At 60.5% G+C, this 14,731-nt stretch carries 14 protein-coding genes; 1 reads left to right on the forward strand and 13 read right to left on the reverse strand.

Annotated features, from left to right (window positions below; all coding sequences use genetic code 11):
- Positions 1-3: 3 nt before the first annotated feature.
- The 7 genes from menH to ACSJLU_RS17080 form a co-directional block, all read right to left on the reverse strand.
- Positions 4-774, reverse strand: a complete 771-nt coding sequence (gene menH / locus ACSJLU_RS17050; RefSeq protein WP_043136534.1) for a 2-succinyl-6-hydroxy-2,4-cyclohexadiene-1-carboxylate synthase — start codon at positions 772-774, stop codon at positions 4-6.
- Complete coding sequence (gene menD / locus ACSJLU_RS17055) at positions 771-2,447, reverse strand: 2-succinyl-5-enolpyruvyl-6-hydroxy-3-cyclohexene-1-carboxylic-acid synthase (protein WP_164068449.1); 1,677 nt, start codon at positions 2,445-2,447, stop codon at positions 771-773. Before menD ends, menH begins: the two co-directional genes overlap by 4 nt.
- A gap of 380 nt (positions 2,448-2,827) precedes the next feature.
- Positions 2,828-3,139: a stress response protein ElaB gene (elaB, locus tag ACSJLU_RS17060; RefSeq protein ID WP_025303653.1), complete on the reverse strand. Its 312-nt coding sequence runs from the start codon at positions 3,137-3,139 to the stop codon at positions 2,828-2,830.
- Between the two features lie 81 nt (positions 3,140-3,220).
- Positions 3,221-4,252: an L-idonate 5-dehydrogenase gene (idnD, locus tag ACSJLU_RS17065; RefSeq protein WP_043136539.1), complete on the reverse strand. Its 1,032-nt coding sequence runs from the start codon at positions 4,250-4,252 to the stop codon at positions 3,221-3,223.
- A gap of 22 nt (positions 4,253-4,274) precedes the next feature.
- The gene (idnO, locus tag ACSJLU_RS17070) at positions 4,275-5,039 is read right to left on the reverse strand and encodes a gluconate 5-dehydrogenase (protein WP_025303655.1); all 765 of its coding nucleotides are present in this window, start codon (positions 5,037-5,039) and stop codon (positions 4,275-4,277) included.
- 239 nt (positions 5,040-5,278) lie between these two features.
- Positions 5,279-5,788, reverse strand: a complete 510-nt coding sequence (locus tag ACSJLU_RS17075; protein WP_025303656.1) for a DUF1097 domain-containing protein — start codon at positions 5,786-5,788, stop codon at positions 5,279-5,281.
- Positions 5,789-5,918: 130 nt separating this feature from the next.
- Positions 5,919-7,154 carry an MFS transporter gene (locus tag ACSJLU_RS17080; RefSeq protein WP_380824520.1) on the reverse strand — a complete coding sequence of 412 codons (1,236 nt, stop codon included), beginning with the start codon at positions 7,152-7,154 and terminating at the stop codon, positions 5,919-5,921.
- 288 nt (positions 7,155-7,442) lie between these two features.
- Between ACSJLU_RS17080 and ACSJLU_RS17085 the strand changes: the two genes are divergently transcribed.
- Positions 7,443-8,318: a LysR family transcriptional regulator gene (locus ACSJLU_RS17085; RefSeq protein ID WP_142591687.1), complete on the forward strand. Its 876-nt coding sequence runs from the start codon at positions 7,443-7,445 to the stop codon at positions 8,316-8,318.
- A gap of 59 nt (positions 8,319-8,377) precedes the next feature.
- Here the strand turns inward: ACSJLU_RS17085 and nuoN are convergent, their stop codons facing one another.
- From nuoN to nuoI, 6 genes are all read right to left on the reverse strand, one after another.
- Complete coding sequence (gene nuoN / locus ACSJLU_RS17090; RefSeq protein ID WP_025303659.1) at positions 8,378-9,835, reverse strand: NADH-quinone oxidoreductase subunit NuoN; 1,458 nt, start codon at positions 9,833-9,835, stop codon at positions 8,378-8,380.
- A gap of 6 nt (positions 9,836-9,841) precedes the next feature.
- Positions 9,842-11,371, reverse strand: coding sequence for an NADH-quinone oxidoreductase subunit M (nuoM, locus tag ACSJLU_RS17095; protein ID WP_025303660.1), 1,530 nt, complete (start codon positions 11,369-11,371; stop codon positions 9,842-9,844).
- Between the two features lie 95 nt (positions 11,372-11,466).
- Positions 11,467-13,314 carry an NADH-quinone oxidoreductase subunit L gene (gene nuoL, locus ACSJLU_RS17100; protein WP_019453716.1) on the reverse strand — a complete coding sequence of 616 codons (1,848 nt, stop codon included), beginning with the start codon at positions 13,312-13,314 and terminating at the stop codon, positions 11,467-11,469.
- On the reverse strand, positions 13,311-13,613 hold the full coding sequence (gene nuoK, locus ACSJLU_RS17105) for an NADH-quinone oxidoreductase subunit NuoK (protein WP_004936014.1): 303 nt from the start codon (positions 13,611-13,613) through the stop codon (positions 13,311-13,313). The genes nuoL and nuoK overlap by 4 nt, the downstream gene beginning before the upstream one ends.
- A complete protein-coding gene (gene nuoJ, locus ACSJLU_RS17110; protein ID WP_019453717.1) occupies positions 13,610-14,167 on the reverse strand; it encodes an NADH-quinone oxidoreductase subunit J in 558 nt (185 codons plus the stop codon). Before nuoJ ends, nuoK begins: the two co-directional genes overlap by 4 nt.
- Before the next feature lie 13 nt (positions 14,168-14,180).
- Positions 14,181-14,723 carry an NADH-quinone oxidoreductase subunit NuoI gene (gene nuoI, locus ACSJLU_RS17115; protein WP_025160170.1) on the reverse strand — a complete coding sequence of 181 codons (543 nt, stop codon included), beginning with the start codon at positions 14,721-14,723 and terminating at the stop codon, positions 14,181-14,183.
- Between the last annotated feature and the right edge of the window lie 8 nt (positions 14,724-14,731).

A 14,731-nucleotide genomic window follows, 5' to 3' on the forward strand; every position in this document is an offset into this window, starting at 1 on the left:
CCTTTAACCAGGGTTAACGAGAAATGTCTGCAGCTCGGCGACGAAATCCTGCGGATTGGCCAGATGCGCGTTGTGGCCGGCCTGCGGCACGATGCGCAACGGCAACCCGGCGTCGCGCGCCAGCCGTTGAAATTTGGGGTCGTTCTCACCGCACAGCACCCGCAGCGGCACGGTCAGTTGGCGCAGCTGCGGCGCCAGATAAGGCTGCCGCCCGAGCGAGGTGGCTTCGAGCATGTCGGCAATCGCCGGGCCGCTGTTGACCGAACGCGCGGCGATCAGCGCCTGGCGGTGCACATGGCTAAGCTCTTTGAACACCGGCTGCTGATACCAGTCCGCCAGGACTTCGGCAATCAGCTCACTGCGAAAACGCGCCGCCCATCGTGCATCCTGCTCGCAACGATCGCGGCGCTGTTGTTCGTCCTCCAGCCCCGGATTGCCACCCTCGACGATCACCCCTTGCAGGCCGTCATGGCGGCCGTGGCAAGCGTGATACATGGCGATGCGCCCGCCGAGCGAGTAGCCCACCAGCCAATAACGTTCAATATTGCGCAGTTGCAGGGTCGCGGCGATTTGCGCGCTGATGTCGTCGAAGCCGCGGCAGCCCACCGCCACGGAATCGCCGTGGCCGGGCAGATCGATGGCCAGCGACGGCCATTCCGGGCAGCGCGCGGCGATCACCCGCCATTCATTGTTGTTGCCGAGCAGGCCGTGCAGCCACACCAGCCACGGGCGGCCCGCTTCGCCCTGTTGCAAAATTCGCGTCGCCAGCATCATTGCACCGCCATCTGTTGTACCAGGTATTGCAGGCTTTCGGCCCCTTCACTCGGCGACACCTGCAGTTCTATCAGCGTGGCGCCGCCGCGCCGCCAGCCTTGCTCAACCGCTTGTTGCAGCTGGCTCCAGTTCTCCGGCCGCGCGTAGTCAAGCTGGAACATCGCCGCCGCATGGCTGAACTCGACGTTCTGCGGCATGCAGTAAAAGCGCTGACGATCTTCTTCGGGCGTCGGCAGCAGCGAGAAAATTTGGCCGCCGTTGTTATTGACGACGATCAGCACCGTCGGCGCCGAGCAGTGGCGTAGCAGCGCCAGCGCATTGAGGTCATACAGTGCGGAAAGGTCGCCCACCACCGCCAACGTTGGCCTGGCGGTGGCACGTTGTACGCCGGCGGCGGTGGAAATCAGACCGTCGATACCGCTGGCGCCACGGTTGCTGAATACCGGGTAAGCGACGGGCAATGGCGTTAACGCGTCGATCAGTCGCACCACCAGGCTGTTGCCGAGAAACAGCTGGCCGTTCTCCGGCAACAGTTCCGGCAGGCGGTGCGCCAGCTGCGCTTCGCCAAAGTTATCGTACAGATGCGTGGACGCCGCCGTCAGCGCCTTATCCGCCAGCGCAGCCAGCCCGGCGGCCCACGGCGCGCGCGGTTGCGCCGGATGCTGCGCCAACCACTGCGCCACGCCGGCGCGCAGGCGCCGCCCCCGGTGCTGGGCCGGATCGAGCTGCCCCGGCAGCTCGTCGATGACCCAATACTCTTCCGGCCGGCACTGCGCCTGCCACTGCAGCAGGCGTTTGCCGGTCAAGCTGCCGCCGAACTGCACCACCAGCTGCGCGTCTTGCAACAGGCGCTGCGCCTGCGGATGCGCGAGCCACAAATCGGCACAGGGCAGCGGTTGCCCGGTCTGCGACAGTACATCGCCGATCAGTGGCCAACCCAGCGTTTCGGCCCATTCCGCCACCTGTGCGCCCTCTTGTGCGTTCATGCGGCCGGCGAGCACCACGCCGCGCTTTTGTCGCCAGAAAAACCAGTCCGGCTGCGGCAATGGCACTGCATGCGTCTCGCTTTCCTGCAGCCAAGGCCGATCGCTCTGCCACCAGTCGCCCAGCGCGGCGGACCAATCGGCATAGTGACGCTCATCGCCGCCGTACAGCGGTTCGGCGAACGGGCAGTTGATATGCAAAGCGCCATGCTGCAAGCGCGCCATCGCGCTGTCGACGCTGGAGGCCAGCCACGCGGCCGGAATATCCGGCGTAGGACGCGGCAGATCGATCGCCAGCGTCGGGTGGCTGCTGTAGAGGCCGTTTTGACGGATCGCCTGATTGGCGCCGCAGTCGATCAGTTCCGGCGGCCGATCGGCGGTGAGAAACACCAGCCGTTCACCGGTCAGGCCGGCTTCGATTAAAGCCGGGTAAAGGTTCGCCGCCGCGGTGCCGGACGTGACGATCACCGCCACCGGCTCACGCGCCGCCTTCGCCAGCCCGAGTGCCAGATGACCGAGCCCGCGCTCATCAAAATGGGTATGGCAGATAAACGATCGGTTGGCCGCGGCGGCCAGCGTCAGCGGCGTGGAGCGCGATCCCGGAGCGATACAAACATGCCGCACCCCATGGCGGGCCAGCGCCTCGAGCAGCACAGCCGCCCACCGGCGATTAAAAACACTTGTCGACATAGTTCGCTCACAAGTCAGTTAGCAGAGATCGTCTCCGACGCAGCCGACAGACGCCGCGCCTGTAGTTACGCTCTGTATTATATGAGGTGTTATTTTCACGGCTTTTGCGCCAGCGCAAGAACGCCGTATATCCCTGGGTGTTTACACCAGATAATTATTTGATTTAGAACAAAAAACAAACAATAAATACACAAACACTTTACACTTGCGGCGGCGTCGGCTCAATCCGTCCATATAAAAACAAGGGAAATAGGGGTGCTCCAACGGCGGCTAGCGGGAAGTATAGGCAGGGTAAGGAAAAGCTTTCGGTAAAACGGCGGAATGAACAACACAGTCTGAAGAAAAACACGGGGCGGCCTGCGCCGCCCCGATGGCATGGTTTATTTGCGAGCCAGCAACAATCCCAGCACCAGCCCGACGGTGGCGCCGATGCCCACGCTGTGCCAGGGTTTGTCCCGCACGTAGTCGTCGGTGCGGTGCACCGCTTCTTTGGCGCGCGCATAGTAAGATTCGCCGGTGTTCGCCCAGCGCGCCTTGACCTCACTCAGCGCCTGCTCGGCGTGCGACTTGATGTCGATGTAGGCCTGATCCGCGCGATCGCCGGTGTATTGCAGCACTTCTTCCAGCGTCTCGGTCAGCATTCTCAGATCGTCATCCAGCGTAGTTTGCTCAGCATCCGTATGTCTTGCCATCGTGAGATCTCCGTGGTTGAAAAATTAAGCGTTCCTACACTATAGACAAGGATCGCCGCCTGCGGCCATCGGACTTTTACCCTAAAACACCAATTGCACCTTGGCAGCCTGGCGTTTATCGCCGGCAAACGTCAGCGCCTGCGCCAACTGCCCGCTGGCGAATTCCGCCGACAGCAACGGCAGCGGATCGATCACGCCGTCGGCCAGCCAGGCCACCGCCAACGCGAACTCCGCCACGAAGCGGAACGATCCAAGCAGATTCAGTTCCTTGGCAATCAACAACATCAGCGGAAAATCGGGGAAGCTGCCGCCCATGCCCACCTGCACCACAGTGCCTTTGGCGCAGGTGATCTCCAGACAGCGCTGCAGCGACTGCGGGTGCCCAGCCACTTCGAAGGCGACGTCAAAATACCCCTTGTCCTGCAGATAACCGCTAAAATCGTCGTCCGCGGCATGCAGGCACCGATCGGCCCCCATTTGCCTCGCGATCGCCAGGCAGCGCGGACTGAGATCGGCGCAGACAATCTCGGCGGCGCCCAGCGCTTTCAGCGCCGCCACCAGCAGGCAGCCGATCGGGCCAACGCCGGACACGAAAATCTTTTTCCCCGTCACATCGCCGGGCTGCTTCGCCGCGTGGACAGCCACCGCCAGCGGTTCGGCGAACACCATTACCCTGTCGTCGCGATCGGCGGCGTAAGGAATGCACTGCGCGCTATCCACCACTTTGTATTGGGTAAAAGCGCCGTCGACGTGCGGAAAATACATCGCGCTGCCGAAAAAGCGCATCTCGACGCATTGATTGCTTTGCTGCGCCAGACAGTATTTGCACTGCCCGCAGGGTTTGCTGGGATTGAGCGCTACCTTCTGCCCGACCGGCAGCTGCGGCGAATCGCTGGCGACCACCTCACCGATCACCTCATGGCCCAGCACCATCGGCTGACGCACCTGAAAATTGCCGACCTTGCCTTCCTGGAAGTAATGCAGATCCGAGCCGCAGATGCCGCCGCGGCTGATTTTTACCAGCGTTCCCTGCCCCCGATAATCCACTTCTTGCGCGATCACCGCCACGTCTCGCTTGCCATTGACCACGCAGGACTGGGTTTGAATTTTCATCTCCAGACTCCACGAAAAAAGATTACACCGCCGCAGACATGCCGCCATCGACAAACAGCAACTGCCCGTTGACGAAGGCGGAGGCGTCGGCGGCCAGGAACACCGCCGCGCCGATCAACTCCTGAGGATCGCCCCAGCGCGCGGCAGGCGTGCGTTGGGTCAGCCAGGCGGTGAAGGCCGGATCGTCGGCCAGCGCCTGCGTCATCTCGGTTTTGAAGTAGCCGGGGGCGATGCCGTTGACCTGAATGTTGTAGCGCGCCAGCTCCACGCACATGCCGCGCGTCAGCATTTTCACCGCGCCCTTGGACGCCGCATAAGGGGTGATGGTGTCCCGCCCCAGCTCGCTTTGCATCGAACCGATATTGATTATCTTGCCGCGCCGGCGCGGCACCATATAACGCGCTACGGTCTGCGACACGATGAAGACCGCCTTCTGGTTGACGGCGATGATGTCGTCCCAATCTTGCTCCGGAAATTCGGTGAACGGGTGACGGCGCTGGATACCGGCGTTGTTGATCAAGACGTCTATCGCGCCGATGTCCGCTTCGATACGGTCGATGGCGGCATGCACCGCCTGGGAGTCGGTGACGTCGAACGCCGCCGCATCGGCGCGCAGTCCCTCTTCACGCAGGCGATCGGCGGCGTGCCGGGCATGTTCTTCGGTGGTGGCGTTGATCAGAATATGCGCGCCTTGCTGTGCCAGGCCGCGCGCCAGCAGAAAACCAATGCCGCGCGAGGCACCTGTGATTAAGACGGTTTTGTTATCCAGAGAAAACAGGTTGTGCATGGTGATTCCCGGCCTTCAGGCCTCCAATCGGACAGGCCTCTATCTCAGCCGATTGTTACCGGTAAAAACGTGATGGAAATCACTGAAAATAATGTTACGAAACCCTGTTACTTTTAACGTGATCTCACGCAATCCCTACAGGAAGAGTCAATACCTATCCCTTTTAAAATAGACAATTTTCAACAGCGTTACCGTCCTGGTTATCAGGAGATACTGCCGCACAGCGGCGCGGCAGCAACTCACTCGGCGGCACCGTTTGAGCCGGCATTCGGGTCCATCGGCGGCGTAGCGCGGGCTTTATCGCTGCGTGCCGCCCACCACAGACCGCTGTTTTTCATCGCATAGCCGAACAGCAGGCCCACCAGCAGGGAAAGCGTCACCAGCGGCCAATCGCCGCCGCCGGCGAAGGTCGCACAGGCGCCGATAAAGGTGCCGGGTACGAATCCCAGCCACTGCTGTTTAGCCTGAATGCACATCAGGAACGCCACGATGCCGGTCAGCAGATACCCCAGCAGATTCCACTGCGGCGCCAGTTCGCTGCCGTGGATGATCGCCATTGCCCAGAAGACGCCGCTGCAGCAGGTCAACGCGCCGATCAACAGCCCTTTCAGTCCGCCCTGCGGGCAGGCGAAATACGCCGTGCAGCCGAGAAAGCCGGCCCAACCGATCAGGCCCAAGCTGACGGCAACCCATCCCCAAACGCCGGACAGGATCCCGGTGGTGACGGCAATGGCGAAAAGAACGTTCATAAAGTGACCTGCAGCAAAAAGAAAGCGCGCAGTTTACCCGAAAACAGGCCAATTTATGCGATGAAAATCACACTATAAATGTAATTAAAGAATTATTAATTATAAAAAATAGATATTCATCACAAAGTAATTAGCGAGGGAACCCCACCCGGGACGTCTTCCATGCCAACAACAGGCACACCACGGTGCTGCCCAGGAACAGCAAATGGGTTGCCTGATTCAGATCGACGCGATCGACCACCACGCCCAGCAAGATCGGCACCCAGTTGGCGATATAAGCGATAACGTAAAACAGCGAAAGCAAACGCGCATGGCTGGTCAGCGGCGAAATCAGGTTCACCAGGGTCGCGCTGCCGACGAAAATGGCGCCATAAGCATAGCCGGCCACCACCAGCCCCACCGCCGCCAGCCCAAGAGAATGCCACTGGATCGCCATGGTGAACACCACTGCCGCCAGCACCTGCGCCAGGCAACCGAACAACAGCGAATGACGGGCGTTAACGCGGCGGCTCAGGATCTGGCTGATACCGGCGATCAGCAGATACACCGCAATCGCATAGCCAAAGACGCCACGAGCGTGCAGGCCTAACAGCGTTTCCGCCACGCCGGGGCCGATTGCCAAAATACTGGCGGCCAGCGCCCAACAGATAAATAAAGCCCCTGCACACACAAAGAATTTACCGCCGGTGGCGCGCAAGCCATCGAGCAGCGAGCTTTTTTCTGTCTCGGCCGACGTAACATGGCTCGGCGCCGTAACCACGCCACGCGGCCACGAGAACATCACGCCCAACGCAGCCACGGCGGCCATGACCATGATGAAAACAAATGGCAGCGTCGTGGGATGGAAACCGGTCTGCAAGGCGATGCCGCTGAAGATCGGGCCCAGCGCCAATCCGGTGGTGAATGACAGCGTCGCGATCAACGCCGCATTTTTGCCGCCGTCGCGCGGCCCAAACCGCACCAACGCGATGTTCGCCGCGCCGGTTAGCGCCCCGGTGCCCACCCCGGCCAACAGCCGCGCCATCAGCATCATGGCAAAGGTATCAGCCCGCGCGAACAGCAGGGCGCCGCTCAACACCACCAGCAATGCCGGCACGATCATGCTGCGTAAATCCTTTACTTTGCCGGCCAGATTGCCGACGCCGAACAAAGAGATCAGCACGCCGGCGGCATAGGCGCCGTAGATGACGGTCAGACTGACCGAGCTTAGCGTAAGCTGCTGCTGATACAGCGGATAAAGCGGCGTCGGCGCGCTGCTGTTCAGCAATGCCGACATCAAAGCCAGCGCCAGGAACAATAAAATTGTCCTGCCCGACGCCTGAGCATTTTGCGGCGCCGCAATCTGGCTGGCGGTATTTTCTGACATGTTTCAACTCCCAAAGTCGGCAGACGGCGGCCTGCCGTCGACATTTTCCTCACCCGGCCTGCCGGGAACGGCGCTTATCATAGCGTTCCGGCGACGGGCGAAGTATCGTCAAGAATGAATCACCCTGATGCATTCTTGCATCACCGGAGAAATAACCGCCGATGTGCAGCCCGCTAACCGTCTTTCTCTCCCCCCGGGCAGAACAACGCTTTATGATAGAAACCGTTATTGTTCGCCTGGCTCGGCCTGTGCCCCACGGCGCCGACAAATCTGCAGAGAGGAAATGGCATGATGAATTGGGACGACGCGCGCTTCTTTTTGGCCGTCGCACGCTGTGGCACGCTACGCAAAGCCGCCAACCAGCTGCATGTCGATCAGGCGACCGTCGGTCGACGGCTCTCCGCTTTCGAAGACGCTCTCGGTTCCAAGCTGTTTATCCGCACGCCGAAATCCTTCGCCCTCAGCCCGTTGGGGGAAGAAATGCTGGCGGACGTGATGAAGATGGAGAATGCGGTGCAGGCGATCAACCGCAAAGCCGCCAGCGGCGATGACAGCCTGCACGGCCACGTGAGCATCGCCACCACCGATACCCTGGCCGAAGCCTTCGTGATACCCGCGCTGCAAGATCTGCGGGAACGCTATCCGGCCATCACCGTCACGCTGTTGACGGCACTGAACATCGCCGATATCTCTTATCACGGCGCGGATCTGGCGATCCGCGGTGCACGCCCCGATGACGATGAACTGATCATCAAGCGGCTGGCCACCATCGAGATGGGCCTGTACGCCAGCCCGCACTATCTGGCTCGGCGAGGTATGCCGGTCAAAGGCGAGCAGCTGCGCGGTCACGATCTGCTGATGTTCCCGCGCAAGCTGGTGCCGCGCCACTGGAACAATTTCTGCGGCGAAGCCCTGCACGAGCCCAACGTCGTGCTGCAATGCAATTCACAGCTGCTGCTGCGCTCCGCCACTCGCAGCGGGCTAGGCATCGGCCTGCTCTCCGCGTTTCTGGCGGATAAAGACCCGGAGCTGGTGCGCCTGTTGCCAGAGAATAAAGACTGGGTGGATATCTGGCTGGTGCTGCATCCCGATTTGCAGCGTGTCGCCCGCGTGCGCGCGGTGGTGCAGGCGCTGGAAACGTCGTTTAGCGCCCATTACGGCTAAGTGCCGTTTCTCCATAAAAAAAGGCCGCCGAAGCGACCTTTTTACTGTCTGAAGCGTTATCAGAACGTCGGCTGCGCCATCTGCACCAGCGAAATCAGCGGCTGCGGATAAACACCCAACAGCAGCACCAGCGCGGCGGAGATCAGCACCACGACGCCACCGGCGGTCAACGCCCAGTTGTTCGGGGTGTCGCGCTGCAGCGATTCCGGCGCGCTGAGGAACAGGCTGACGGTCACGCGCAGGTAGTAGTACAGGCCGATGGCGCTGCCTACCACGACTGCGCCGGTCAGCCACCACAGGTGTGCGCTGACGCCCATCGCGATCACGAAGAACTTACCGATAAAGCCCAGCGTCATCGGAATACCGGCCAGCGACAGCATCATCACCGTCATCACCGCAGACAAGATTGGCTTATGCCAGAACAGGCCGCGGTAAGAGAACAGCGAATCCGCATCCGGGCCGCGGTATGGGCTGGACATCAGGCTGACCACGCCGAAGGCGCCCAGGCTGCTGAACAGGTAACCGGCCAGATAAACGCCGGCGGTTTCCAGCGACAGCTGATGGGTTTGCACCGCAATCAGCGCCACCAGCAGGTAGCCCAGGTGAGCGATCGACGAGTAACCCAGCAGACGCTTGATGTTGGTCTGGCTGATGGCCATCAGGTTGCCGAACAAGATAGAGCAGAACGCGATGATCGACAGCACCAGGCGCAGCGCTTCGTTGTCGGCGGCTGGGGCATACAGGAACAGACGCATCACGACCGCGAAGATCGCAATCTTGCTGGCGGTTGCCAGGAAGGTCGAGACCGGCGCAGGCGCGCCCTGATACACGTCCGGCGTCCACAGTTGGAACGGCACCAGCGACAGCTTGAAGCCCAGACCGACGATCATCATGCCCATACCGGCCAGGATCAGCGGCTGGTGCATCATGTTTTCCTGCAGGCTCTTGCCGAGGCCGGCCAGCGACAGATCGCCGGATTCAGCGTACAGCAGCGCCATGCCGAACAGCAGGAACGACGACGCGGCGGCGGACAGCAGCATGTACTTGATGGCAGCTTCCAGCGGGCGCTTCTGACGATAGGCATAACCCACCAGGCCGAACAGCGGCAGCGAGATCAGCTCGATACCGATGAACAGCGAAGCCAGATGGTTGGCGCTCGCCAGCAGGATGCCGCCCATGGCGGCGATCAGCACCAGCAAGTAGAACTCTTCGCGGTTATCCGGATAGCCGACCAGCCACGGATAGGCGAAGGTGCAGGTCGCCAGACTCGCCAGCAGCACCAGCCCGGTGTAGAACATCGAGTAGCCGTCAACCCGCAGCAGCGGGGTGACGTCCATTGGGCCTGCCTGGCCGACAAAGTACAGCGAAAGCAGCGCCAGGTTGAGACCGATCACGGTCAGGGTGGCGTTGATAAAGTGGTCGCGTCGCCACGCAATGCCTAGCATCACAACCACCACCGTCAATCCGACGATCAACAGCGGCAGCAGTGCGATCAGTTGTTGAGGAGTTATTGTCATGGCGAATTACGGCCTTGTTGTTGAAATTGCTGAAACTGACGAACCAAACCAGTGTTGCACGTTGCTCATCGCCGCGTTGGAAGTATCCAGAATCGGCTGCGGGTAAACCCCCAGCAGAACCAGCAACACCACCAGCAGCAGAATGATGAACAGTTCGCGCGCGGTCATGCCCTGCAGCGGCTGGTCGGATTTAGGCGCACCGTAGTAAGCGCGCTGCATCATGATCAGCGAGTAAACCGAAGCGAACACCAGACCGAAGGTAGAGATCACGGTGATCACCGGCACCACCTGGTAGCTGCCGAACAGAATCATGAATTCACCGACGAAGTTACCGGTACCCGGCATCCCCAGCGTAGCCACGGCGAAGAACAGCGACAGCGCAGGGATGAATTTGATACGCCCCCACAGGCCGCCCATCTGACGCATGTCGCGGGTATGCAGACGCTCATACAGCTGGCCGCAGATAATAAACATACCGGCGGCGGACAGACCGTGCGCGATCATCTGGATCACGGCACCCTGGTAAGCCAGCTGGCTGCCGGTGTAGATGGCAATCAGCACGAAGCCCATGTGCGATACCGAGGTGTAGGCGATAAGACGCTTGATGTCAGTCTGCGCGAACGCCATCCAGGCGCCGTAGAAGATGCCGATCACGCCCAGCCACATGGCGATTGGCGCGAACTCGTGCGAAGCCTCAGGGAACAGCGGCAGGCTGAAACGCAGCAGGCCGTAGGCCGCGGTTTTCAGCAAGATGCCCGCCAGGTCGACGGAACCTGCGGTCGGTGCCTGGCTGTGCGCGTCCGGCAACCAGCCGTGCAGCGGCACCACCGGCATTTTCACCGCGAAGGCGATGAAGAAGCCCAGCATCAGCAGATATTGCACGTTGTGGGACATCGGCGTTTGCAGCAGGTCTTCGTAATCGAAGGTCCACACGCCGGTGGCGTTGTAATGCACGAACACCAGGCCCAGGATCGCAATCAGCATCACCAGACCGCTGGCCTGGGTGTAGATGAAGAACTTGGTCGCCGCGGTGATACGGGTTTTACCGTCCGACGCTTTGTGCCCCCACAGCGCGATCAGGAAGTACATCGGCACCAACATCATTTCCCAGAAGAAGAAGAACAGGAACATGTCGATGGCGAGGAACACACCGATAACGCCGCCCAAGATCCACAGCAGGTTGAGGTGGAAGAAGCCCTGATACTTCTGGATTTCACGCCAGGAACAGAGGATCGCCAGCACGCCCAGCAGACCGGTCAACACCACCATCAGCAGCGACAGACCGTCCAGCGCCAGGTGGATGGAGATGCCGAAGCGCGGGATCCACGGCAGCAGGAATTCGCTCTGCCACTGCGGAATGCCTTTCGGCGTGGTCAAGGTATAGCCGCCCTGCATCCACAACTGCAGAGAGAGCGCCAACGTCAGCCCCATTGCGATCAGCGCTATCCAGCGCGGCACCTTAGTACCGAAGCGCTCAAGCTGCCAGCACAGCAGACCGCCGATAAAGGGGATAAGAATTAGCCAAGGTAATAGCATGGCGTTTTGTGTCCCTTATACGAATAATTTCAAACTTTGTACGTAGCGCCTGCCCGGCGCTACGCCCGAAAAATGCGTCTGTTTAAATTATTCAATTAAACCAAAATCAACAGAGCCAATACGACCACTGCACCCACACCCATAGACGCTATATACCAACGCACCTGGCCGTTCTCGCTCACCGTCAGACCGCGGTTCCCCCAGCGGGAGAAGACGGCCGGCAGGTTCATCAGCGAGTTCAGCGGATCGCGCTGCAGCAGCTTCGCAATGCCCAGGTACGGCTTGACGAACACTTTGTCATACAGCCAGTCGAAGCCCCAGGCATGGAACCACCAGGTCGAGAAGAAACGACCCGGCGCGCTGTTGGCGATGCTGTTGACCAGGCTGCGTTTGCCCAGCCACAGCGCGGCCGCCAGCAGAATGCCGACGATAGCCACCACGCCAGAGGTGATTTCCAGCGTCAGCACGCTGCCGTGCGCCAGTTCGGTGGTATCCGGCAGCACGCCCTGCAACGGCGGCACGATCATCGCGCCGACGAAGGTAGACAGCACCAGCAGAACCAGCAGTGGCAGATGGTGAGTGATGCCTTTACCGGCATGCGCTTTGATTTTCTCTTCGCCATGGAACACGATGAAAATCATACGGAAGGTGTACAGCGAGGTCATGAACGCACCAACCAAGCCGGCAACCATCAGATTGATGTGACCGTTGGCCATCGCGCCCGCCAGGATCTCGTCCTTACTGAAGAAGCCGGCCGTGACCAGCGGCAACGCAGACAGCGCCGCGCCGCCCACCAGGAAGCAGACGTACACCAGCGGGATGCTCTTGCGCAGGCCGCCCATCTTGAAGATGTTTTGCTCGTGGTGGCAAGCCAGGATCACCGAACCGGACGACAGGAACAGCAGCGCCTTGAAGAACGCGTGGGTCATCAGGTGGAAGATCGCCGCGTCCCATGCCTGCACGCCCAGCGCCAGGAACATGTAACCGATCTGGCTCATGGTGGAGTAAGCGAGCACGCGCTTGATGTCGGTCTGCACCAGCGCGGCGAAGCCGGCCAGCAGCAGAGTGACCGCACCGACGATGCCCACCAGGTGCAGCACTTCCGGCGCCATCAGGAACAGGCCGTGCGTACGGGCGATCAGATAGACGCCCGCGGTCACCATGGTCGCCGCGTGGATCAGTGCGGAAACCGGGGTTGGGCCCGCCATCGCGTCCGCCAACCAGGTTTGCAACGGCAGCTGCGCCGATTTACCGACCGCGCCGCCCAGCAGCATCAGGGTCGCCCAGGTGATGGCCGTGTCGCCCACCGCCAGTTTCTGCGGCGCCAGGATCATCAGCTCGCGGATGTTCAGCGTGCCCAGCTCGTTGTAGAGGATGAACAGCGCGAACGCCAGGAACACGTCGCCCACGCGGGTGACGATAAAGGCTTTCATCGCCGCCGCGCCGTTGGCCGGATCTTTATAGTAGAAACCGATCAACAGGTAGCTGCACAGGCCCACGCCTTCCCAACCCAGATACATCAGCAGCAGGTTGTCCGCCAGCACCAATACCACCATGCTGGCGATAAACAGGTTGGTGTAAGCGAAGAAGCGCGAATAGCCCTCTTCACCGCGCATGTACCAGGAAGCGAACATGTGGATGAAGAAGCCGACGCCGGTGACCACCGACAGCATGGTCAGCGACAGGCCGTCCAGCACCAGGGTCACGCCGATATTGAAGTTGCCGACGGCCATCCAGGTCCACAGGCTTTGCTCGAACAGCTGCACGCCGGCGGCTTTCTGGGCGAAGAAATCCATCGCCACATACACCGTGACCAGCGCAGCCAGGCCGATAGAACCCACGCCGACGGTGGCCGCCGTGTTTTCAGACCAACGACCGCGGGAAAATGCCAACAGCAGGAACCCGATCAGCGGTAGCAGAATTGTTAAATATAATAGGTTCATCCGCGCATCTCACTGACAGTATCAATATTCAGGGTATGACGACGACGGTAGAGCTGCAGCAGCAGCGCCAGGCCGATACTGGCCTCGGCTGCCGCCAGGCTGATCGCCAGGATGTACATCACCTGCCCATCCGCCTGGCCCCAGTAGCTTCCCGCCACGATAAACGCCAACGCCGCAGCGTTGATCATCACTTCCAGGCTGATCAGCATAAACAGCAGGTTGCGGCGCACCAGCAGCCCGGTCAGCCCGAGCACAAACAGGATAGCCGCCAGGATCAGGCCGTGTTGAAGAGGGATCATGCTTGCTCCTCCGATTTTCTTCTCGCCATTTCGCCACTCGCCGGCGCGTTGCTCAGCACCTCGCCAGGCTTGTGCTCGCGGCCGATATGGAAGGCGACAACCAGACCCGCCAACAGCAGCATTGAAGCCAGCTCAACCGCCAGTACGTAAGGCCCGAACAGGCTGATACCCACCGCCTTCGCGTCGACCATCTCACCGCTGATACCCTGATCGGATACGCTGCGGATCGCGACGATCAATACCACCAGCAGCGCCAGCGACAGCAGGCCAGGCCCGATCCACACCGTCGGCTTCATCCAGTCGCGCTCTTGCTGCTGCACGTTGCCGAGGTTCAGCATCATCACCACGAACACGAACAGCACCATGATGGCGCCCGCATAGACGATGATTTCCAACGCGGCGGCAAAGTAGGCGCCGAGAGAGAAGAAGACTGCCGAGATCGCCAGTAACGAGACGATCAGATACAGCAGCGCATGCACAGGGTTGGTATGGGTGATCACGCGAATCGTCGCGGCCACCGCAATCAAACCTGCCAGATAAAATGCAATTTCCATGCTTGCTGGCTCCTTAGGGCAACAGACCTTTGACGTCGATCGGTTTGGCTTCGTTTTCGGCTTCGCCTTTGGCTTTGCCGTCAATCGCCATACCGGCCATCCGGTAGAAGTTATATTCCGGATATTTACCCGGCCCCGAGATCAACAGATCTTCTTTTTCGTACACCAGATCCTGACGCTTGTACTCACCCAGTTCGAAATCCGGCGTCAGCTGGATAGCGGTAGTCGGGCAAGCCTCTTCGCACAGGCCACAGAAAATGCAGCGCGAGAAGTTGATGCGGAAGAACTCCGGATACCAACGGCCGTCTTTCTGTTCCGCTTTTTGCAGCGAGATACAGCCGACCGGGCAGGCCACCGCACACAGGTTACAGGCGACGCAGCGCTCTTCGCCGTCCGGATCGCGCGTCAGCACGATGCGGCCACGGTAGCGCGGCGGCAGGTAAACCGGTTCTTCCGGATACATCTGGGTTTCGCGCTTGGCGAAGGCATGCATGCCAATCATCCAAATGCTGCGCACCTGGGTGCCGAAACCAACCACTAACTCTTTCAATGTCATGGTTTATT

It is taken from the genome of Serratia bockelmannii (assembly GCF_051803255.1).
Taxonomy (GTDB): Bacteria; Pseudomonadota; Gammaproteobacteria; order Enterobacterales; family Enterobacteriaceae; genus Serratia; species Serratia bockelmannii.

Coding starts and splice junctions, on each gene's coding strand:
- menH (WP_043136534.1), bottom strand. CDS start 774: ATGATGCTGGCGACGCGAATTTTGCAACAGGGCGAAGCGGGCCGCCCG.
- ACSJLU_RS17075 (WP_025303656.1), bottom strand. CDS start 5,788: ATGAACGTTCTTTTCGCCATTGCCGTCACCACCGGGATCCTGTCCGGC.
- nuoN (WP_025303659.1), bottom strand. CDS start 9,835: ATGACAATAACTCCTCAACAACTGATCGCACTGCTGCCGCTGTTGATC.
- idnD (WP_043136539.1), bottom strand. CDS start 4,252: ATGAAAATTCAAACCCAGTCCTGCGTGGTCAATGGCAAGCGAGACGTG.
- nuoM (WP_025303660.1), bottom strand. CDS start 11,371: ATGCTATTACCTTGGCTAATTCTTATCCCCTTTATCGGCGGTCTGCTG.
- elaB (WP_025303653.1), bottom strand. CDS start 3,139: ATGGCAAGACATACGGATGCTGAGCAAACTACGCTGGATGACGATCTG.
- idnO (WP_025303655.1), bottom strand. CDS start 5,039: ATGCACAACCTGTTTTCTCTGGATAACAAAACCGTCTTAATCACAGGT.
- nuoK (WP_004936014.1), bottom strand. CDS start 13,613: ATGATCCCTCTTCAACACGGCCTGATCCTGGCGGCTATCCTGTTTGTG.
- nuoI (WP_025160170.1), bottom strand. CDS start 14,723: ATGACATTGAAAGAGTTAGTGGTTGGTTTCGGCACCCAGGTGCGCAGC.
- menD (WP_164068449.1), bottom strand. CDS start 2,447: ATGTCGACAAGTGTTTTTAATCGCCGGTGGGCGGCTGTGCTGCTCGAG.
- nuoJ (WP_019453717.1), bottom strand. CDS start 14,167: ATGGAAATTGCATTTTATCTGGCAGGTTTGATTGCGGTGGCCGCGACG.
- ACSJLU_RS17085 (WP_142591687.1), top strand. CDS start 7,443: ATGATGAATTGGGACGACGCGCGCTTCTTTTTGGCCGTCGCACGCTGT.
- ACSJLU_RS17080 (WP_380824520.1), bottom strand. CDS start 7,154: ATGTCAGAAAATACCGCCAGCCAGATTGCGGCGCCGCAAAATGCTCAG.
- nuoL (WP_019453716.1), bottom strand. CDS start 13,314: ATGAACCTATTATATTTAACAATTCTGCTACCGCTGATCGGGTTCCTG.